This is a genomic window from Bacillus sp. CGMCC 1.16541 (assembly GCF_003184905.1).
Taxonomy (GTDB): Bacteria; Bacillota; Bacilli; order Bacillales; family Bacillaceae_H; genus Priestia.
In genome coordinates, this window is sequence record NZ_QFRU01000021.1 from 15,366 (window position 1) to 35,477 (window position 20,112).

The 20,112-nt window shown below is 39.4% G+C and carries 20 protein-coding genes and 1 pseudogene; 17 read left to right on the forward strand and 4 right to left on the reverse strand.

Annotation, left to right across the window (positions count from 1 at the left end; translation table 11 throughout):
- Window positions 1–30: 30 nt before the first annotated feature.
- Complete coding sequence (locus tag DIS06_RS16115) at window positions 31–693, reverse strand: DUF3885 domain-containing protein (protein WP_110114255.1); 663 nt, start codon at window positions 691–693, stop codon at window positions 31–33.
- A gap of 55 nt (window positions 694–748) precedes the next feature.
- On the opposite strand from DIS06_RS16115, the pseudogene DIS06_RS20640 reads away from it, so the two are divergent.
- From DIS06_RS20640 to DIS06_RS16135, 3 genes and pseudogenes are all read left to right on the forward strand, one after another.
- Window positions 749–1,135 (forward strand): annotated as a pseudogene (locus tag DIS06_RS20640) (DUF4275 family protein).
- A 174-nt stretch (window positions 1,136–1,309) separates the two neighbouring features.
- Window positions 1,310–1,804: a YehS family protein gene (locus DIS06_RS16130; protein WP_110114258.1), complete on the forward strand. Its 495-nt coding sequence runs from the start codon at window positions 1,310–1,312 to the stop codon at window positions 1,802–1,804.
- 28 nt (window positions 1,805–1,832) lie between these two features.
- Entirely contained in the window at window positions 1,833–2,540 is a 708-nt protein-coding gene (locus DIS06_RS16135) for a M48 family metallopeptidase (protein ID WP_110114259.1), read from the forward strand.
- A gap of 50 nt (window positions 2,541–2,590) precedes the next feature.
- On the opposite strand, the gene katG is transcribed toward DIS06_RS16135, so the two are convergent.
- Both katG and DIS06_RS20205 read right to left on the reverse strand, forming a co-directional pair.
- Window positions 2,591–4,774: a catalase/peroxidase HPI gene (gene katG / locus DIS06_RS16140; RefSeq protein WP_110114260.1), complete on the reverse strand. Its 2,184-nt coding sequence runs from the start codon at window positions 4,772–4,774 to the stop codon at window positions 2,591–2,593.
- A 553-nt stretch (window positions 4,775–5,327) separates the two neighbouring features.
- On the reverse strand, window positions 5,328–5,504 hold the full coding sequence (locus DIS06_RS20205) for a hypothetical protein (RefSeq protein WP_162595997.1): 177 nt from the start codon (window positions 5,502–5,504) through the stop codon (window positions 5,328–5,330).
- A gap of 304 nt (window positions 5,505–5,808) precedes the next feature.
- On the opposite strand from DIS06_RS20205, the gene DIS06_RS16145 reads away from it, so the two are divergent.
- The 10 genes from DIS06_RS16145 (at window position 5,809) to DIS06_RS16185 (ending at window position 15,599) form a co-directional block, all read left to right on the forward strand.
- Complete coding sequence (locus DIS06_RS16145) at window positions 5,809–6,909, forward strand: hypothetical protein (RefSeq protein ID WP_162595998.1); 1,101 nt, start codon at window positions 5,809–5,811, stop codon at window positions 6,907–6,909.
- On the forward strand, window positions 6,910–8,916 hold the full coding sequence (locus DIS06_RS16150) for an McrB family protein (RefSeq protein ID WP_110114262.1): 2,007 nt from the start codon (window positions 6,910–6,912) through the stop codon (window positions 8,914–8,916).
- A complete protein-coding gene (locus DIS06_RS16155) occupies window positions 8,900–10,681 on the forward strand; it encodes a DUF2357 domain-containing protein (protein WP_110114263.1) in 1,782 nt (593 codons plus the stop codon). The genes DIS06_RS16150 and DIS06_RS16155 overlap by 17 nt, the downstream gene beginning before the upstream one ends.
- A 108-nt stretch (window positions 10,682–10,789) precedes the next feature.
- The gene (locus DIS06_RS16160; protein ID WP_110114264.1) at window positions 10,790–11,194 is read left to right on the forward strand and encodes a YkvA family protein; all 405 of its coding nucleotides are present in this window, start codon (window positions 10,790–10,792) and stop codon (window positions 11,192–11,194) included.
- A 179-nt stretch (window positions 11,195–11,373) separates the two neighbouring features.
- Window positions 11,374–11,862 carry a hypothetical protein gene (locus DIS06_RS16165; protein ID WP_110114265.1) on the forward strand — a complete coding sequence of 163 codons (489 nt, stop codon included), beginning with the start codon at window positions 11,374–11,376 and terminating at the stop codon, window positions 11,860–11,862.
- Window positions 11,863–12,075 carry an SPOR domain-containing protein gene (locus DIS06_RS16170; RefSeq protein WP_110114266.1) on the forward strand — a complete coding sequence of 71 codons (213 nt, stop codon included), beginning with the start codon at window positions 11,863–11,865 and terminating at the stop codon, window positions 12,073–12,075.
- A gap of 247 nt (window positions 12,076–12,322) precedes the next feature.
- The gene (locus DIS06_RS16175) at window positions 12,323–13,756 is read left to right on the forward strand and encodes an APC family permease (protein ID WP_110114267.1); all 1,434 of its coding nucleotides are present in this window, start codon (window positions 12,323–12,325) and stop codon (window positions 13,754–13,756) included.
- 98 nt (window positions 13,757–13,854) lie between these two features.
- Entirely contained in the window at window positions 13,855–13,989 is a 135-nt protein-coding gene (locus tag DIS06_RS20775) for a hypothetical protein (protein WP_275425435.1), read from the forward strand.
- Window positions 13,990–14,117: 128 nt separating this feature from the next.
- On the forward strand, window positions 14,118–14,837 hold the full coding sequence (locus tag DIS06_RS16180) for a GTP pyrophosphokinase (RefSeq protein ID WP_239422105.1): 720 nt from the start codon (window positions 14,118–14,120) through the stop codon (window positions 14,835–14,837).
- A 507-nt stretch (window positions 14,838–15,344) separates the two neighbouring features.
- Window positions 15,345–15,599, forward strand: a complete 255-nt coding sequence (locus tag DIS06_RS16185) for a hypothetical protein (protein WP_110114269.1) — start codon at window positions 15,345–15,347, stop codon at window positions 15,597–15,599.
- A gap of 233 nt (window positions 15,600–15,832) precedes the next feature.
- Here the strand turns inward: DIS06_RS16185 and DIS06_RS16190 are convergent, their stop codons facing one another.
- The gene (locus tag DIS06_RS16190; RefSeq protein ID WP_110114270.1) at window positions 15,833–17,386 is read right to left on the reverse strand and encodes an S-layer homology domain-containing protein; all 1,554 of its coding nucleotides are present in this window, start codon (window positions 17,384–17,386) and stop codon (window positions 15,833–15,835) included.
- A gap of 242 nt (window positions 17,387–17,628) precedes the next feature.
- Between DIS06_RS16190 and DIS06_RS20210 the strand changes: the two genes are divergently transcribed.
- From DIS06_RS20210 to DIS06_RS16205, 4 genes are all read left to right on the forward strand, one after another.
- Window positions 17,629–17,805 (forward strand): hypothetical protein, encoded by a 177-nt coding sequence (locus DIS06_RS20210; protein ID WP_162595999.1) that lies wholly within the window; start codon window positions 17,629–17,631, stop codon window positions 17,803–17,805.
- Between the two features lie 60 nt (window positions 17,806–17,865).
- A complete protein-coding gene (locus DIS06_RS16195; RefSeq protein WP_110114271.1) occupies window positions 17,866–18,696 on the forward strand; it encodes an EcsC family protein in 831 nt (276 codons plus the stop codon).
- Window positions 18,693–19,088 carry a hypothetical protein gene (locus DIS06_RS16200; protein ID WP_110114272.1) on the forward strand — a complete coding sequence of 132 codons (396 nt, stop codon included), beginning with the start codon at window positions 18,693–18,695 and terminating at the stop codon, window positions 19,086–19,088. Before DIS06_RS16195 ends, DIS06_RS16200 begins: the two co-directional genes overlap by 4 nt.
- 649 nt (window positions 19,089–19,737) lie before the next feature.
- On the forward strand, window positions 19,738–20,082 hold the full coding sequence (locus DIS06_RS16205) for a YwqH-like family protein (RefSeq protein ID WP_110114273.1): 345 nt from the start codon (window positions 19,738–19,740) through the stop codon (window positions 20,080–20,082).
- Window positions 20,083–20,112: the final 30 nt, after the last annotated feature.

Genomic DNA, 20,112 nt, shown 5'->3' on the forward strand with positions numbered 1-20,112 from the left:
CATCTTAAAAGTGGTGACAGGCTTTTTCTGTTATTTAAAGATACGATCAATCTGTTCACGGTCGTAATCCAAAATCCACTCATTACGCTGTTCATACAACGAACGTAAATCTTCCTTATTCGATGCGATGACGTCACAGCCTCTGTCATCATACAAGTGATAAATCATCTTCTTCGTCACATTCACAAAATAGATGTCAATTCCGTTTCGTGGAAAACCCTTTAAGATTCGTGACGGATGTGGAAAGTCTTCATAACTAATTGCCGTTAACAGTGGTTGGAAGCGAATGTCACGTGTTTTACAAAGCAACGAAAATCGATGTGTCACCATCACTTCATAGTCTTCATCGTCTAAGAAAACACATGGTAATAAGGTGTACTGAAGCCTTTTTCGTATGTCTTTGCTTTTCATATACTTTTGATACACCTTGGTTGGCCGCTTCTGCAAGAAACGATCGTCTTTTTCACTATGAAGGTCAGTCACGAGAAATACATCATCTTCTGCATCAAACACGTCATGAAAAATTCGGTTTGTGCGTTCTTCAATTTGTTTCAAGTTTTCTTTGTTTTCATGTTCGACCCACGGCATCGAAATTTCAAAGCGTAGACCGTATGCCCATGAATAGAAAAGAGGGGGTGCGAGTGTTAAGTTTTGAAAATGGTCGTTTAAAAAAGTAGCTACATTTCTTTTCATTATTCCTCCAAGTATCACTAATAAATTTTATATAGTAGAAAGAAAAGTCCTTCTTATGAAAGGAGATAAGGTTCATGTCCAATCCAAAGTTATTTACAGCGATTTATATCCCAGACACGCCGTTTACGAACGAAGTGTTACAGCCATCCACCTTCACGATCAAAAAGAGTTCTGTGACTTTTTGTGGCATGTGTTTAGCTACGAAAAGAAGGAATGCTTACAAGAAAAAGAAGTCGATGCTGCTTTTAACGAAGAGGTAAAAGAATCGTGTTATGTGTTTTACTAGTTTGAAGAGGATGTGTTGCTTCTAGAACAAGCTTCCGCCATCACAGTTGACGATTTAAAGCATGAAGAAGACGTGTATATCGTCGATCAAGCATTTCGTTGGACGTACGTGCGAACACATGAAACAGGGATGTGTGGTCCGTATTTTAGTAGGTAAACGAAGAAATCCATCCTGCAACAACATTCAGTTCAATCCATAAATAGGTAACATGTTCTCTTCATTCCATACATCTCTTTCACAATACCCTTTAATTGCACATAGACGTACCTACCTCGTTCCTGTTATCTTAAATGACAGGAACTTTTTTATACAAGGCTAGGAGGCCATAAAATGGATAATAATGATGTACTCATTCGATTAAGATATGCAATGGAACTAAAAAATAGTGAAATGGCAGAGATTTTTAAACTAGGAGATATGGACGTATCAGTACCAGAAGTCGTGAAAATTCTTAAAAAGATCGACATGGATGAAGACTATGATGATCAACTACCGTGTGACAATCAAATGTTAGATGCCTTTTTAAACGGCTTTATCATCTACAAACGAGGCAAACAAGAGCCTAAACCCGGACAAGCTGCTCCACCACAGCCGCCGGTGCGAAATCATGGCAACATGAACAATACGTTGTTAAAGAAAGTAAAAATTGCATTGTCACTCACAACCGATGACATGCTTGAAATCTTTGAACTTGCAGACATCTTTGTCACAAAAGGAGAACTCGGCGCGTTGCTGCGAAAAGAAGGCCATAAAAACTACAAAGAGTGCGGAGATAAATTCGCTCGCAACTTTTTAAAAGGCTTAACGATTAAATATCGAGGGTAAGTGTCGTAAAAATCAAACAGGTGATCACATGAACCACACATATTTAGGCGAAACAATTCGCTTTGAAATAACCTATAAAAATCGGAAATCGATCGGCATCTCGATTGATAGCTACGGTGATGTTCACGTATCCGCACCGAAAAAAACATCGGATGAACAAGTCATAAACGTGCTAGAATCCAATTGGGATGCGATTTTGCAAAAAGTAAATGAAGTGAAAGCACGTTTTAATGGACCGGAAGAGAAAGTTTATGAAAACGATGAGCACTTTCTTTATTTAGGTAAGAGCTATCCAATCAACATCAGACAAGATTCTCATGCTAAACAAGATTACGTGAGTTTTGATGGTGCGGTGTTGCATATAACAGCTAAGCATCTTGACAATGAAGCGCTCAAACAATCGTTAAAGCGGTTTTATTATCAACAAACAAAAGCGCTAGTTGAAGAAAGCATTGCTTCTTATCAACATCACTTTAAAACGAAACCACGTTCAATCAAGATTACCGACAGCCCAACAACGTGGGGGACATGTGATTCAAATCTTCGGTTAACGTTTAACTGGAAGCTTGCCATGGCCCCACGTGATGTTCTTGATTATGTGGTCGTTCATGAAATGTGTCACATGGTCCATCTTAATCACGACCGCTCATTTTGGCGTCTCGTCGGGAAAATCATGCCTGACTACAAAGACAAAGAGCGCTGGCTTGCGTTATCGAACTGGAAGATGACTGTATAAAAAAGCACGCAATCCCTATTGAGGAGGGATTTGCGTGCTTTTTATAGGAGTTATTTTACATCAAAACGATCGGCATTCATCACTTTTACCCAAGCAGCGATAAAATCACGAACGAATTTTTCTTTGTTGTCTTCTTGTGCGTATACTTCAACAATCGCACGTAAAATCGAATTAGAACCGAACACAAGGTCCACGCGTGTAGCGGTGCGTAAGACTTCACCTGTTTGGCGATTGCGTCCTTCATAAACATTGGAACCAACTGGTGTCCACGCAACATTCATATCAAGTAAGTTCACAAAGAAGTCGTTTGTGAGAGTGCCAACACGGTCTGTGAACACACCATGTTTCGTGTTGCCGTAATTTGCGCCTAATACGCGTAACCCTCCAACAAGCGCCGTCATTTCTGGTGCTGTTAGATTTAATAATTGTGCTTTGTCGAGTAGTAATTCTTCTGGACTGACACTGTATTGTTTCTTTTGATAGTTACGGAATCCATCCGCAACCGGCTCTAGAACAGAGAAGCTTTCCACATCTGTTTGTTCTTGTGTTGCATCTCCGCGTCCTGGCGTAAATGGAACGTTTACGTCAAAGCCTGCATCTTGTGCGGCTTTTTCAATCGCTGCACTACCACCAAGGACGATTAAGTCAGCTAGACTCACATTTTTATCAAGGTGTTTTTGGATGCTTTTGAATACCTCAATCACGCGTGTTAGTTTTTCTGGCTCATTCGCTTCCCAGTCTTTTTGAGGAGCTAAACGGATACGCGCCCCATTTGCGCCACCGCGCATGTCAGAGCCACGGAATGTGCTAGCGGAAGCCCAAGCCGTTGTGACAAGTTCGCTAATCGTTAAACCTGAATCAAGAATCAGTACTTTGATTTTTTCAATTTCTTCATTTGTTAATTCATAGTCAACTGCTGGTACAGGGTCTTGCCAAATGAGCTCTTCGGTTGGCACTTCTGGGCCAAGATAACGGTCACGAGGTCCCATGTCGCGGTGTGTAAGTTTGAACCATGCCCGCGCAAATGCATCAGCGAATTCGTCTGGATTTTCATAGAAACGACGAGAAATCTTTTCATACGCAGGGTCCATACGTAGGGCCATATCCGCTGTTGTCATCATCGTTGGAACACGAACTGATGCATCTTCTGCGTCTGGCGCAAGGTGCTCATCAGCAGGGTCAACAGGTGCCCATTGATACGCACCAGCAGGGCTTTTTGTTAACTGCCACTCATAGCCGAATAACAGTTCAAAGAACCCGTTGTCCCATTGCGTTGGATTCGCTGTCCATGCACCTTCAATTCCACTTGTAATGGAGTCGCGGCCTTTTCCGCTACCGTGTGTACTTTGCCAACCTAATCCTTGTGCTTCAATTGGAGCCGCTTCTGGTTCTGGTCCAACGTGAGATGGATCTCCGGCACCGTGTGCTTTACCAAATGTATGACCACCCGCTACAAGTGCGACGGTTTCTTCGTCGTTCATTCCCATACGTGCAAATGTTTCACGGATATCGCGTGCACTTGCAAGTGGATCTGGTTTCCCGTTTGGACCTTCAGGGTTTACGTAGATAAGCCCCATCTGAACCGCCGCAAGTGGATTTTCAAGCTCACGACCACCGCTATAGCGCTTGTCACCTAACCATTCTGTTTCTGTACCCCAGTAAATGTCTTCTTCTGGATGCCAAACGTCTTCGCGTCCACCACCAAAGCCGAATGTTTTTCCACCCATTGACTCAATCGCAACATTACCCGCTAAAATCATTAAGTCAGCCCAAGAGATCTTGTTTCCATATTTTTGTTTAATTGGCCAAAGCAGGCGACGTGCTTTATCGAGGTTGCCGTTATCAGGCCAGCTGTTTAACGGTGCAAAACGTTGTGTACCTGTCACACTACCTCCGCGCCCGTCACCTGTACGGTATGTCCCAGCGGAGTGCCACGCCATACGAATGAATAGGGGACCATAATGGCCATAATCGGCCGGCCACCAATCTTGGCTATCTGTCATTAAGTTGTGTAAGTCTTGTTTTAATGCATCGTAGTCTAGTGAATTAAATGCTTCTTTATAGTTAAAATCTTCACCCATTGGATTTGATTTTCTGTCATGCTGATGCAAGATATTCAAGTTTAACTGATTCGGCCACCAGTCACGATTTGATGTTCCTGTTGTTTGTTGACTAGTCGCACCACCGTGATGAAATGGACATTTTCCAGTACTCATGTTTTCTTTTGATTCCATCTGCATATCCTCCCTAAGTAACCATGTATTTAAAAGAATCATAAATCAGTAAATTATAATAATTACTAATTTATAATTATAATAAATTAGTATATAGAGTGTGGAATAAAAAAGCAAGTTATAACCATTACTATTTTATAATAATGATAAAGTAATGAAAAATGATTTGTCTTCGTAACATTCGTGATGAGTTTTTCTTCAAGCTTTCTACAAATTCCTTCTCTAATCATGAATATCTGTTCTTCTTATAAAGAGTGTGTAAGTTGTCTTCCTATTCATCCTATGGGTGTACCACTTCATTTATTTTCATTTTTGATAAAGAAGTTGATTTTGTTTTAGAGGGAGGGGTGGGTGAGGCCTCGTATTCTATGTAAAGAAGAGAATAAGAAGGGGAATTCAGTAAGGTTTTTTCATTAGAGAAGAGGATTATCCAAGCGATGAGTTGGCATCATGGCATTTGTTGGGTGTCTAGGTGATGAATAATAGGAGATAAAACACAAAAGCGTCTGTCCCCACTTCACGATACGAAGGGACAAACGCTTTTTATAGGAATCTATTTGAAACGTTGATCTTTGCCATTAATCCGAATTGAAATGTCTTCGTTTTGACGACTAGGAGTAGGAGGACCAATCTCAACGGCTTCTTTAATGGGGCTGAGCGTATTGGCCATTTTGTTTGTATTGATTCCATAAGATAGTTGAAACACTTCTGGAGGAGTCAGACGTAACATATTGGAACCTAGCGCTGTTTCAAATTGGTCACGTTCTCATGAATGTTCCTCCTGTTATCGAGACATGTGTAAGTAGAATCTGTCATTTTATTCTTATATGTACGAACCAGAGAGAATATGAAAGCAAGATTACAGTAGCGGTGACAGAAAGACAAATGCATAGACGATGTCTTTCTGTAGGACATCTAGTGAAATTGATCTGTATTTTTGATTGCTCTACTAAAAATGGTCAGACTAATGAGCTATACTTCTAGTAAGAAATAAACAATGAAATGATACAAAAGAGATGGGGCGGGTGTTGGTGATGAAAAAAGAACAGTGGAAAAAGGTGTTTCAGTCGATACCGGATGAGCGGTTAGCGGAGTTATGTGAAGTATGGGACGTAAAGGTTAAAGGATTTCGTACATTAAACAAGCAAACGATGAAACGAGCAAGAAAGCGTGTCGTGACACAGTTAGTCGACTTTAACACGTTACGGCCAATCGTCGCCTTTTATGAGTTGGCGAATGCTTGGGGAGAAGAAAACAAGGAAGAACGAATGGTCAATGTGGATGTGAGAAGCGCAACGGTTTCAGAGCTCATTCAAGCGTATGAGGACGGAGAAGAGTTGCACTTTTTATTAGGAGGCTTATATACGAGTGAAGATGAAAGCCACCACGCGCTAGCAGACGAGTTTATCGATGCATTGCTGACACACCAAAAGGTTCAATCGATTGAACAGTTACGTGTCACCCCTCTTGAAGAGACGGACATGATGAACCAAGAAGAGGTTGATGATCAAGAAGCTAAAAAAGCTGATAAACAAACGGAAAAGAAAATCGAAAAAATCGAAGCGAAAAACCAAAAGCTGCAGCAACAAATTAATGAGTGGGAGCAGCAATACAGCAAGCTAAAGCAAGAATTTAAAGAAGAGAAGCAACAATGGATTAAAGAACGTGCGCAGTTGCATCAAGAGATGTCATATGAAAAGAAACAATTCGAACGTGTTCAGCAAGTCAACGATGGATTTGAACAGGAAAAGCAAGTGCTCAAGGATGAAATTACCGAGTTAAAAGCAAATATTGCGCATTTACATACTCAAATTCTCAAGGCAAAAAAACAAGTAGCTGTCACTGTAGAGGATGAAAAACAGGAAGAAAGCAAAGATTTTACCATCCTGCTTATAGGTGATCCTAAAAACAAAATCATTGAAGAATCCACAAACCCTGTGTTTAAAGTGGTCGATCCGCGCAATCATGACGTCATGGAAGAACTCGATGTTTCAACATTTGATGAGTTATGGATGTTAACGTACTTAGTACCGATGCAAATGAGAAAAAAATGGACGGTACCTTATAAAGAGAAATTAAAAAGCTTTGCTAACTTTAACGAAGTAAAATCGTACATGACGAAAGGAAGAAAGTAAATGAGTATAAAAGTGTGGGAAAATGATTTTATTGGCGTGATCGATGCACCGACAGAAGAAATTTGGCCGTATCGAGATTCTATTTTTGTGAACAACCAAAATAGCTTGCAGTTTGGTATTCGTCTTCTTTCAGCACCTCCTGAAAGCTATCCTAATAGTAAACCAATTACATGCTTTACGTCTGATTTAGAACAATGGGGCTTTGAAGATGACTATCGACAGTCAGAGTACGAGCGAAAAGAGAGATTAAAAGAATGGTTGTCAGATTGTTTACTTGTCTTCAAAGTCGAAAGGCGTATTCGTTACAATCATGAAGAAGTGTTTAACGCCAAAGACGTTCGTCTGTTGCCGAAGCTTTCAAGTTTTACAGAAGATTTGAAACTGATTCCAATGCCCATTTTTAGTAAGCAGACACATGGCATAGACGTAGGTGAATTTGCGCATCGCTTGTTACAGCGAAAATTTGTTGGAAGAATCGATACGATTTCTCATGAAGCAGCTGATACGCCGCCTATGATTGTTTGGAGAGAAGAGGATGGACATACGGATGAACTCACACTATTCGGAGAATTTGAAGGACATCAATACGCACACGGTGGTTTTAGCTTTGACGTACGTGGAGAGTTAAAAGAGTGTTCGTTTAGAGATGAATGGCTAGAAGAGTGCTATTTTTGCAGTGATGTAGACGAGGTTGTGTATGTACCGTTATCCATTTATGAGCAAATGGTAGAAGCGATGGAACAGTCGTCACCGCTTTCGTTGTCTCATTCAGCTGAACCAGCACCAATGAACGAAGAAGTGTTCAAACAAGCAGAAAAACCACTTGAAGCAGTCAGAAAAAGTGAAGCAGAAGTCGCAACGACATTAGAAGTGGTCCATTCAGTGACAAAAGGTGAGGATAAAAATAACGAAGAGGAGCTTTCGTTTTTAGAGCAACTTTATACGTATACGCAAGACGCGGGCTTGTCTTATCGTCGTGAAGATGTCATTAACTTCCATACATGTATGAAGTCGTCTCCACTTGTGATTTTGTCAGGGATGAGTGGTACAGGTAAAAGTAAGCTTGTGGATTTATACAGCTACTCACTTGGAGTAAAAAGTGATCAATTCACTGTCATTCCAGTTAACCCATCATGGACGTCTGATTCTGATCTAATCGGATACGCAGATACGATGAATATGGTGTATCGTCCAGGTGACTCAGGGTTAATTAATGCATTGAAAAAAGCAGCCGATTATCCAGAAAAACTGTTTGTGATTTGCTTTGATGAAATGAACTTAGCGCGCGTGGAACATTACTTCTCTCAATTTTTATCCATCCTTGAAAGGGAACAAGGAAAGCGTATCTTACGTTTGTATAATGATGACCTTGAAAGTCGTTTATACAATTCAGCGCAGTACCCACCGACGATTTCGATTCAAGATAACGTTCTGTTTGTCGGGACGGTGAATGTGGATGAATCGACGTATCATTTTTCAGATAAAGTGCTAGACCGTGCCAATGTATTAGCGTTAGAAGTGATGCCGTTTTCGACACTGAAGCAATTGCCTGAAAAGAAAAAAACAGTCGCAGGCCGAAAAGAAGAAGTGGATGTGGAAACGTACCGACGTTTTAAACATGACACACGTACGCTTTCATTAACAGATGATGAAATCGCGCTCCTATGGGATGTGCATGAAGCGCTTCAACAAACAACTCGTCAGCTAGGCGTTGGACCGAGAATTGTCAAACAAATTGATCGTTACGTAAACAATTTGCCCATACAGGCATTTGTGACGAGAGAACGTGGATTTGACCTTCAATTTGTGCAACGTGTGTTAACGAAAATAAGAGGTTCAGAAGAACAATTAAGAAGGCTACTAGGGACGTATCGCGATGGCGAAGTGGTGAATAGTCAATTGCTAACGATTTTAGATGAATACGAGCACGTGTCGAGCTTTGAAAAAAGTAGGCAAGTCATCGAACAAAAAGTGAAAGAGCTGAAGTTTAATGGCTACACATTCTAATGTAGGGTTTGACGTAGAGTTTACACAGATTTTCCAAGATGGAACAGAGGAGTCCATCTTGGTAACCGATTTTGTGGAAGATGTTCGGCAGTGGGATGACGATGTGCATACATGTACAGTTATTAGAGAAAACATTAACATTGCCCTCACATTTCGAAGTGATGATCGAGAAGCAACGTGTACGATGGACGGGTTTGACGTGCTGCCAAAAGGGCTTGTGAACTGCGATGAGCAAAATCGCTATTACATCGAACCATGTACGATTACATTATTTCAACATCATTCGAAACTAAAATACTATCCGTATATTCCAGGGGTTTATCGTCTAGTAGTAGATGTGAACGGCAAGACGTATTACTCATTTGTAAAAGTCATCGCAAACCGCTTGACCGAGCAGCAGTTAAAAGTGATGCAACAAGAAGTAGAAGAGAAGGTGACGGGACTTGCGTTAGATACTGTTCGCAAGCAAAGCGTGTATCAACAGATGGAAGGCGTAAACCTAGACTCTTCCTTGCTACAACGTTTTAAAAAATTAGACTGCCATTTTCACGATGTAACAGCGATTGTCGCAGATTTGTCTAAAAGAGTGCGCTCTTCGTTAAAAACAGACTATCAATTTCAATCGATTGAGACACCATCTCGTGTGGATGCTGTTTCAATCGATTACCGTTTGAGACATCCAGAATCGACGAATTCTCTTAAAATTAGAAAAAACAAAGTTGATTATGATTTGCCTGAAAACCGAGTGTTCAAGCAGATTATCAACAAGTGGGTTCAGTTGCTAGATGAGTTTATCGAGCAAGTGGAGCACAATCTCAATCATTTGTTTAGGTCAGAACATGAAACATTTTCTTCTTATACCGATTATGCAAGAAGAAACGTGCTGTTTATGGAGCTAGAACGATGCATGGCACGAGCAACGAAGATGAAAGGGATGTTGAACCATCTTCGTGCGAGTCATTGGTACAAAGAGATTGGCAACAAGCCTCCTGTGCAGATTCCGAGTACGATGTATGTCGATGTTCGCTACCGCAAGCTGTTACATGTGCACCAAACATTAACGAACCAACATCGCGGTGTCAGTTTGCATGAGTCGTGGAAGTTTCAATGGAAGCGTACGGATCAGTTATACGAAATATGGGCATTTTTAACGGTGTTGAACATGTTTCAATCCAATGGTTTTACGTTAAACGATGCATCGGCTTGGTTTTTTGATAAAGATGAACAAAAAAATCAAGAAATCTTTATTGTACCAACCATTCCAAAAGGAAAAGTATTTGAGATGAACAAAGGTGACGTCAAGTTAGTTCTTTTTTATGACCATCGTATCCCGACAGAACAAAGTGATACAGATGAGAGAAATGAACCGATTTATACAACGTGTACCCACAATACACCAGATATTCGTGTAGATGTTTTTATAAAAGATACGTTCATCGGCACGATTGTCATGGACGCGAAGTATCGAAGAAAAGATGTCATTATGGAGTCCAATCAGCAACTCATTAGCTATGTCGATCATGTGCGCTCTCCTTACATTTTTAAAAGGAAGCGCTGGGAGAAAATTCGCCCCGTTCACCGCGTTGTCGTGTTTTATCCAGACAAAAAGGGAGAAGAAGCGATTGAATATCTAGACGACCGAAGCATCAGCCTTGTACCGTTAACACCAGAGATTTCAACTGAACAAGTTGCAACGATGTTAGAGGTGATGATTGATGATTTGCTTGTTGAGGCAGCAGAAGAAGGAATTGTAATGAATGTCTGATAAGGGACGTCTATGCGAAAGTGTAAGTTGTTTCATCCTAGAACATAAGTAAGAAACACATGATGAGATATACTAAAGTAAACATGAACAAAGGAGTCATAAACGAGCATGGAACATTCACCGAAAGAAATCGAACGAAAAATGCAACAAACTGAAAAACATTACTCGGATGATAAGCTTTGGTCAAAGTTAAAGAAGTTCAGCAAGAAAGCAGGTTCTTCTGTGGTGTATGCAGTGTTGCTTTTGTATTACACGCTTCAAAAGCCAAACGTACCAAAAAAAGCGAAGATGACGATTATTGGAGCGCTCGGTTATTTTATTTTACCGCTTGATCTTATTCCAGATACCTTCATCGGTGTTGGGTATGTTGACGACCTTAGCGCATTAACAGTCGCTCTCATCCAAGTCGCGATGTACATTGACGACGAAGTGAAACAAAAAGCAAAAGTAAAACTAACCGACTGGTTCGGTGATGATGTGGATACGTCAGAGATTGATGGGAAGATTGGGTGAGAGAGAAGCTCTATTCCTGAAAAAAGTGATCGTGTAGGCTGTGTCAAAGAGAAGCGCTTTTTGCCTTCTCTGACGCGGCCTTTTTTAAACAATCGTTTGTTTTCATTCGTTTATTTGAAAAGAAACAACAAATTTTTAGATAGAGGAAAAAACAAGATCGGAAATTTGTTTTATAATAAATGGTACCAACATTAACCATTGAGGTGATCATCATAGGACATTCAGCATTAAGAAAAGAAGAAACAAACCAACATTCTGTACATAATGAACAAGCGAGTCGTATAGGAAGAAAGCAAGACAAAAAGCCATCGAAGCGAAAGAAGGTACCAACTGCAGCCCTTGTCGTAATCGGATTGTTTGGTATTTATGCCCTTTTTACAACACTCAAAACACCAAAAGAAACACTTGATTCTCCAACCATTGTGGCTAATGAAGAAGTGAAAAAACGAGCAATGGATGAGGTTGAAAAAGCAGATGATGAAAGTGGAAAAGTAAACGATGAAGTGGACACAGCGCCTAGTGAAGAAATAGAGGAAGAATACGTTTTTGAAGAGGTAGAAGAAGGAACACCTGAACTTGAAGTTGAACCTGAAGTGACACCAACATCAGAACTTGAAAGTCCTTCACAGAACGAATCACGAGAAGTAAACGCTCAAGCATCATCATAGTTGTACCGCGTTCAAGCAGGTGTATTCTCTTCAAAACAAAACGCAACCGCACTGATGGACAAGCTTCAAGAAAACGGATTTGAAGCCACCATCCGAAAAAGCGGAGAACGATACGTTGTCCAAGTTGGCGCATTTGGAAAGAAAGCAAATGCCGATCAACAAGTAATCAAACTGCAAGCTCAAGAGTTCGAGGCTGTTGTGAGTGGGGAGTAATAAAGCAACGACGTAGCGCACCCCAGAAAGTAGAGTGCAAGCTCTACTTTCTGGGGTGTTTTTTGTGTTCTCACGTATCGCGAAAAGCTTATTCACCATAAACGAAATGTCATGTCATTAGGTGAGACTATGAAGCAGATGCTTAAGATGCACAATATTGGGTAGTATATGAACATTGCTCACTTGTAATGGAAAACGGATGATGATGTCTAAGTTAGAATGAAAAGTTTGAGAAAGGATGAAGTAGATGGAAAGTAGGAATGAGCTTTCAAAAACGTTAAAGCCGCATTGGGTATGGGCTATCGCTTTTGGATCGGCAATTGGATGGGGAGCCTTTGTCTTACCGACAGATTGGATTGCTGAGTCGGGTCCTATTGGGGCGATTATTGGCTATATTGTTGGTGCGTTATTAATTATGGTGATTGCGTTCAGTTACGGGTTCCTCGTTGATAAATTTCCTGTTTCGGGTGGAGAGTTTGTTTATACTTATTTAAGCCTTGGAAGAATTCATGCTTATATATGTGGATGGTTTGTGACCTTATCTTACATTTGCTCGGTTGCCTTAAATGCCACTGCTTTAATTGTTTTATTTAAATTTTTAGCTCCGCGTGTGGTAGAACAAGGGTATATGTATACCATATCGGGTTGGGATGTGTACGTTAGCCAAATCGTGTTAGTAACCGTTGCGTTAATCTTGTTTAGTTATACAAACATTCGCGGTGCAAGCCTAGCAGGGAAGGCACAATTTATCTTTTCCGTAACGTTACTTTTAGGGGTTATTTTGATCGCACTAGGTATGACATTTCATCGAGGAACGTCTTTTTCAAATCTACAACCATCATTTAACCCTGAGATTACCCCATGTGCTTCTATCCTCATTATCGTTGCCACTGCTCCTTGGGCTTATTCTGGATTTAACAATATTGCTCAAGCATCAGAAGAATTTAAATTTTCTTCAAAAAAAGCGTTTAAATTAATGATTTTATCACTGATTAGTGGTGCAGGTGTCTATTCACTCATGGTTTATTCAACCGCCATGGGCACACCTTGGAGAGAACTCGTAAAAGGAAAACCAGCCTGGGGAACAGGAGATGTCGCCGTCGATTTATTTGGGAATGTTGGTTTAGTGGTGTTAAGTAGTGCCCTTTGTATGGGAATCTTTACAGGAATGAATGGTTTTCTTGTTTCGTCAAGTAGGATGTTACTTTCAATGGGACGAGCAGGGATTCTCCCCAAAATTTTTACAAATGTACATCCTACCTATAACACCCCATACGTCGGGATCATCGCCGCATCTCTTATGAGTTTTCTCGCTCCATGGTTTGGAAGAGAAGTGCTCCTTTGGATAGTCGATATGACCGCAACGGGTATTGCGATTGCTTATTTGTATACATGTATTTCGGCATATAAGTTTTACAAGTGGGACCAACAGTTTCAACAGACGTTTATCGCCTTACTCGGAGTGCTCATTAGCTTAGTCTTTTTGTGTCTCCTGTTTATCCCAGCGTCACCCGCTTTTCTTTCTTTACCATCTTGGATTGCTTTTATCGCATGGATCATTCTAGGCGCATTGTTTTATCTCATCAATGGTAAGAAGTATCGAGGAATACCGAAAGAGAAAATGAATTACTTAATTGTGGGTAAAACAAATCCAGAAGAAAATATAAAAGGTGACCAGTAATAACTGAATCTCCCTACTTTTTGAATATTAAATGAAGGGGGCAGTCACTTAAAAAAGAAACCATCTTAACAAAAGAAAAAAACAAAAGAGCAAATCTCGTGGTACATATCCAACCGTTAGAAGCAGAAATAAACGAGCTAGATATGTTGATGCAAGCAACCGCAATTGAATATGAAGAGCTCAATGCGTTATACGATCGAAAATTTGAATTGAATTTGGTGATGGGGTTGTGAGGGATAAGAAATTTGCATAGGGTGCCTATCCTTTCGTAAAATTACGCATGTACAACGTCTTATTTGTTTTACAATCAAAACAGCGATATACTGTTTCCAATAAGCGTGACAGCAAAGGAGTACGAAACGTGAAAGACATCAACTTTACAGAATTACACACAAACTTAAATCGATTTCGATTGTCGTATAAATTTGCATTAGAAGAAATGCATACGAAAATTAATATTTTACGAGAAGAGTTTCATGTAATCCATGAATACAACCCAATTGAGCACATTTCAACGCGTCTCAAATCACCTGAAAGCATTTTGAAAAAAGTGTCTAAAAAGGGTATTAAACTGTCGTTAGATGAGATGAGAGAAAATATTCGAGACATTGCGGGGTTACGCATTACATGTTCATTTATTGAAGACATTTACAAAGTATCGGATTTGATTCAATCACAAGATGATATTACCGTTGTAGAAGTAAAAGACTATATTACCAACCCAAAGCCAAATGGTTACCAAAGCCTTCATTTAGTCGTAAAGGTGCCAATTTTCTTATCAGATGGTGTGGAGTCCGTGTATGTCGAAATTCAAATTCGCACCATTGCGATGGATTTCTGGGCAAGCCTTGAGCACAAAATTTACTATAAATACAACAAAAACATTCCTGCTCATATTCAAGATGGACTAAAAGAAGCCGCTACGCAAGCAGCTATGTTAGACCGTAAAATGGAGCAGATTAATCACGAAGTTAACATTTTAAAACAGCAAGATGAAAAGCCAAAAGACTTTATGACACCAGAAGACGTATATCAATTTCTCAAAAAACTTTCTCAAACAGAAGGAAAAGTAACAGAATAAGAAGATGGTGAACGAACAGAAGTACGAAAGCCTTGGTAATGAGTCTATAGGTAAATATTAAGGGATAAGAAAATGGAGAAACAAGGCGGTGGCTTTGTTTCTTTTTATGAATTCAGGTATAAATCACATATACGATCGGCCTGAAATAAAATCATACGATAGTTTTTGTGGTTAATAATGGAACTTTAATTATCCAAATAAAGGATATAATAGGATCTTCTGTTATTAACATAATTTAAAAGGAGTAGTTGGAAATGGATGGTGGAGTGGTTTTAAATAACAGTGTTCATGCTGAACATCAAGCGCAGGGAGAATCAAGGTTTAGGCCTTGGTTCTCCCTGTTTATTTAGAGAAGAATATGATTGGTTAACCTTGTTCTTTTTCTCCTTATTTTATGATACACTTGTCGAAAAAAAGAGTGTTTACACATAGAATAACTTTCATCAAGACGACCTATGCGAATTCACTAATTTTTTATGACAATCTTCTCAGAAAGGTGAATGAGCATTGATTTGGTTGCTTATATCTCTATTATTACTTTTCGTTAGTTTACTAGTAGGTTCTGCTCTTATTCCACTTTTTACCTTAATTGTTTCTTTCCTTTTAACGAAAGAAATGTATGTAGATGATCCGAATTTAGATACATATTTATTCGTGATGATTATTAGTGGCATTCTCTTCTTTGATAATCTCTTTACGAAGGCATTTCACGGAGCTGTAGCAGCTTTAGTCCATTCTTTCTTCGGAAAGTCAAATGAATAACGTTGAGATACATACTGACTATGTAATGAAAGTCTAAAAAACTGAGCGACAAGAGGTGAAGAACATCACTATTTGGCTCGGACTGTAACAGCCCTTGCCTATCAAATCCATTGCTGGAGTGCATGGATAGATGGGTAAGGGCTGTTGTATGTGAATTTATCCTTTATTGTCTTCTCTTTTGTTATAGGAGACTAGACTCCTACCTTTTCATCAAATGACATATAAACATTAGCTTATTTCTTCTTCCTCCCCACCTGCAAATAAATACTTCCATCAACAGGAATATAAGAAGCTTTGACGGTTCTGCCGTTTGCCATGAATGTTTCAGGAATGTCGTTTTTGTTAAAATAGTTCCACACACGATCCACATCTTTTTCAAAGTAAAGCTTAAATAACTCTTTTGTAATAATCGGCACGCGATAAGATTGTTTTAATGACGAATCTTCCCATCCTAAAAACTTAAAATTGACTTCGATTGGATGATCTTTAGATTCCATCATGACGTGAATAATTTTAGGATATCCGTAGATATCATACGCACTTCCGTTATTTGAAAATCCAAGTTCTCGCTCCAAAATACCATAGTTGACGGCAGGATCAGGACTCCACGATGACTGCAGTTGTGGTGCGCGCCACCCATCAGGATATAAATTCCCGGTTGGTGGAATCATTGGTTGTTTATAAATTTTTAAGTGCGCTACTCCGTGAGAAAGATATGCTTCTACTTTGCGTCCGTTCGCCGTAAACGTTTCTGGGACAGTTAATGTGTTAAAAGATTGATAGACTTTGTCCGCATCTTTTTCAAAGAAATAGTGAAACAACTGCTTTCCGATAACACGAACGCGGTATGCATAAGGGCTTTTCTCGTTCCACCAATCATTGATTCGTACTTCGACCTCAACAGTAGATGGATCATATGGATTGCGGTATACATCGATTGCTCTTGGGTTATCAGGTGTTTTCCATGTCGATGTGCCGACAGAATTACCTGATAAACTCACAAATCCTAGTTCTTCTTCAATTATATTTTGTGTCGTGTAAGAGCCAGAATTCTTCCAAGCTGAACGCAATATAGGTGCTTTCCAGCCATCAGGATAAACCCCATTAACAGGTGTTGGCATAACAGGTGCAGGTGGTTTTGGCTTCACGACAGGAATGTCTCTAAATTTTTCGTTTAAAACTCTTGCTAGCATGACAGAGAACTGAACACGCGTGAGCTTATCATTGCCACCGAATCGACCATCTTCATAACCGGTTGTAATGTGGTGCTTCGCTAACGCTTGAATATAGGAATACGCCCAGTGACTAGAGGTAACATCTTTAAATGTTTTTGTTGATACGCCAGCTAATTTAAACGCATTTGCTAAAATCTTTGCCATTTGTGCTCGCGTTAAAGTACCATTCGGATCAAAAAATGGTTGTCCATTTTCATTCGTTTTTCCGCTAATAATTCCTAATTGTACCGCTGCGGCAACGTCTAAATAGCCATCATCATTTTCCGTTACATCAGGAAACAAAGGACCTGTTACTTCAATGGAATAGTCTCCTTCATAAGCATTCATAATCATTTGAACAGCTTCCATGCGCGTGATTGGTTTTCCTGGTTGAAACGTATCAGTGGATAAACCATCTAACACCCCGCTGTGATACAAAAATTCAATTTCATCGGATGCCCAATGAGTTTGGGTTACATCTGAATAGATTACTTGTGCATGAGTGGTGGGTGAAAGCGTCAAGTGACCCGTCACAAGAGACGCCGTCAACAAAATGGTTGGCCATTTCTTCATTTTTTCTCTCCTCTTAAAAGACAATTGAACGCTAGCTGTCTTTCTCTCGTGTTTTTGTGACTTATTTCCTATTAGAAGGTATCGTCTTCTTTTTCTTTTTGTTTAGCAACATTTTCCTTAAGGCAGTGTTCACTTAACACATGAGCCTTCCAAGCATATGATTGAAATGAAGAATGGTATGAAACCTTTATATGGTTCATCCGTAAAACATAGTAAATATAGAAGGAAAAAGGAGTTCATGTATGAACGTTGATCGAAAAAAGTATTTACTCATTATGCCACCATTTCTCATCATTGCCGTGTTGCTGTTTCTATTTCTTCCTACAGACAAGAAAGGGTTTTCTACCTTTGCAATTGTAGGAGCGTGGGTGATTTACTTCTTGTGGAAATACCTTGAAAATAAAAAGAAAGATGAATGACTGTAACGTAAGTTCTTTCACATCATACATAAACCAATAAAATAAGATAGGTGACAAAACGTGGAAACGAAAGACTATTTATTAACAGAGCTACAAGAGATTGAGAACTGGGAAAAAGATCAAAAAGGTGTGTGGTTTTGGGAGAAGATCACACGCTTGCCGTTTCGCATGCTCGATAAAGTGACACCGAAGTTTATTCAAAAGAAAATTGGTATGTTATTAGATGAGCTTGGAAATTACATTCAAAACGGTGGGCAGTATTTATCAAGTGAGAAATCTGTGCTGCAGTTTTTCGAAAAAAAGACAGGCATATCAACTCTTGATTTAGCAGATGTTCAGCAAGCCCCACTTGAAGACATGAAAAAAGCTTCCTTGGAATTAACGAAAAATCGTAAAAACGCCGCCACCGTTCAAGGAGCTAGCACCGGAATTGGTGGGATTTTCACGCTTGCGATTGATATTCCAGCAATTTTAGCCATTTCGTTAAAAACCCTTCAGGAGATTGCTATTCTTCACGGGTATGATCCGAAAGATAAAAATGAGCGTGTCTTTATCTTAAAATGTCTACAGTTCTCTACAGCGGATGTGGTTGGAAAAGAGGCGATTTTAAATGAAATTGCTGATTTTCATAATGAAGAACGAAAATCAACAGAAGTCATTTCACAATTGCAAGGTTGGAGAGAAGTCACGTTAACATTCACAGAATCATTCGGGTGGAAAAAGTTATTCCAAATGGTTCCTGTTGCGGGTATTCTGTTTGGTGCATTTGCGAACCGTTCGATGATTAATGATCTTGCAGAAACAGGAACGATGTTGTATCAAAAAAGACGGATTATGGAGAGATTAGTGATTGTATCTGACCCTCAAAGTAACAAGGAGCAAGGAATGTGATAGCCGATTTTCTCTATAGTATGGGAGTTCGAGGATTAGACGACCTTCCCATTACGATTGGACTCCTTATCATCGTTCCATGGAACTTCGTATTATGCATCATTCACTTCTTTAAAGAAGGAAACGAAGGCAATCTTTTCGTCCGATTACTCGCATTTCTTATGTTTGTGTTGATGTACGGAAAACAAGCTTTTATGTCACTATTAGGATTTTATCTCTTAGGTGTAGGTCTCTTCATCTTTTCAACTGAATCCATCATAAGTTGGATTTTCGCAGCTGCGTTCATGGCTTGTGGGGGTGGAGTCATTTATCAAAGTTATCCTCGATACATTGAGATAGGTAACGAGAAGAAGAAATCATCGAAAAAAGCACATAAGAAGAGAGTGAATTAAAGAGGGTGGGACATAACGAAATGATTCCTTCTCAAAAACGAACAATACCGTTTCTATCATCGTTATGTTACAACAACAAGTTCGTTCCATTTCGCTCCAGCCACTCGCTTTCCGCGGAGAGGACCCTGAGTCTCCTCGTTTCCTGCGGGGACTCAGTCTTTCCTCTATTTCCCGCAGGAGTCGAGTGTCCTACGCTCCATTCCACTATTCTTTTAAACTCGTCTTTCAAACTGGGGAATATCCGAACTATAAAGAGTATATAACTCAAAATTGTTCGAATATATTATCAACTGAAACACTTATGTCCCAACCTCTTTTGTTATAACTTGGACGCCAAACGGATGCCATATTTTCATTAAACTCTTCTTCTAGAAACCACATAGGCAAAAAAACCTACATAAATTTTAATCGAAAATAAATAGATTTCATCATTCTGACATTTTTTAACTATGTTATAGTTGAAAAGATTGATAATTTATTTTATTTATCAGTACGTTTCTTCCTTGAAAAAATGGGTTTTTATATAGTGATGAAGATCTAGTGAGAGGATAAGCGCATTTTATGTAGAAAAATAGTATAAATGATTTTTTGTAAAGATAAATAAGTCATAGATATAGAGAAGCGAACGTGTACAGAGGGGGATAGGGCGTTGTCTTTATTTCATTATTATGGACTCTTAAAAGAGAAACAAGAACAGCTTGATCGACTACAGAATTGTCACAATCAGCTTCAAGGAATCAAGCAAGAATTTTGGAGCTTTCGAAGGTCAATTACTACGCCAGAATTATCATCAGCTACGTGGCAAGGGTCGCTTGCGGAGCGGTTTCAAGATATTCGATCGGATGGGATTTTTCACTTCTATCAAGATCTTGAATCAAACCAACTTGCTCATATTTTATCAATTATTATTAATAAGGTGCAACGATTACAGAACGAAATTGAATCGATTCAGCAGATTATTCATTCACTCGAACTGCAATTGTTAGAAGAGTGAGCTGGTTATCAGATAACCTTTTCACATTTT

Bases quoted from the DNA above. Each gene is read 5' to 3' on its own strand.
- DIS06_RS16115 (WP_110114255.1), bottom strand. From the start codon at position 693: ATGAAAAGAAATGTAGCTACTTTTTTAAACGACCATTTTCAAAACTTA.
- DIS06_RS16130 (WP_110114258.1), top strand. From the start codon at position 1,310: ATGGATAATAATGATGTACTCATTCGATTAAGATATGCAATGGAACTA.
- DIS06_RS16135 (WP_110114259.1), top strand. From the start codon at position 1,833: ATGAACCACACATATTTAGGCGAAACAATTCGCTTTGAAATAACCTAT.
- katG (WP_110114260.1), bottom strand. From the start codon at position 4,774: ATGGAATCAAAAGAAAACATGAGTACTGGAAAATGTCCATTTCATCAC.
- DIS06_RS20205 (WP_162595997.1), bottom strand. From the start codon at position 5,504: ATGTTACGTCTGACTCCTCCAGAAGTGTTTCAACTATCTTATGGAATC.
- DIS06_RS16145 (WP_162595998.1), top strand. From the start codon at position 5,809: ATGAAAAAAGAACAGTGGAAAAAGGTGTTTCAGTCGATACCGGATGAG.
- DIS06_RS16150 (WP_110114262.1), top strand. From the start codon at position 6,910: ATGAGTATAAAAGTGTGGGAAAATGATTTTATTGGCGTGATCGATGCA.
- DIS06_RS16155 (WP_110114263.1), top strand. From the start codon at position 8,900: ATGGCTACACATTCTAATGTAGGGTTTGACGTAGAGTTTACACAGATT.
- DIS06_RS16160 (WP_110114264.1), top strand. From the start codon at position 10,790: ATGGAACATTCACCGAAAGAAATCGAACGAAAAATGCAACAAACTGAA.
- DIS06_RS16165 (WP_110114265.1), top strand. From the start codon at position 11,374: ATGGTACCAACATTAACCATTGAGGTGATCATCATAGGACATTCAGCA.
- DIS06_RS16175 (WP_110114267.1), top strand. From the start codon at position 12,323: ATGGAAAGTAGGAATGAGCTTTCAAAAACGTTAAAGCCGCATTGGGTA.
- DIS06_RS16190 (WP_110114270.1), bottom strand. From the start codon at position 17,386: ATGAAGAAATGGCCAACCATTTTGTTGACGGCGTCTCTTGTGACGGGT.
- DIS06_RS20210 (WP_162595999.1), top strand. From the start codon at position 17,629: ATGAACGTTGATCGAAAAAAGTATTTACTCATTATGCCACCATTTCTC.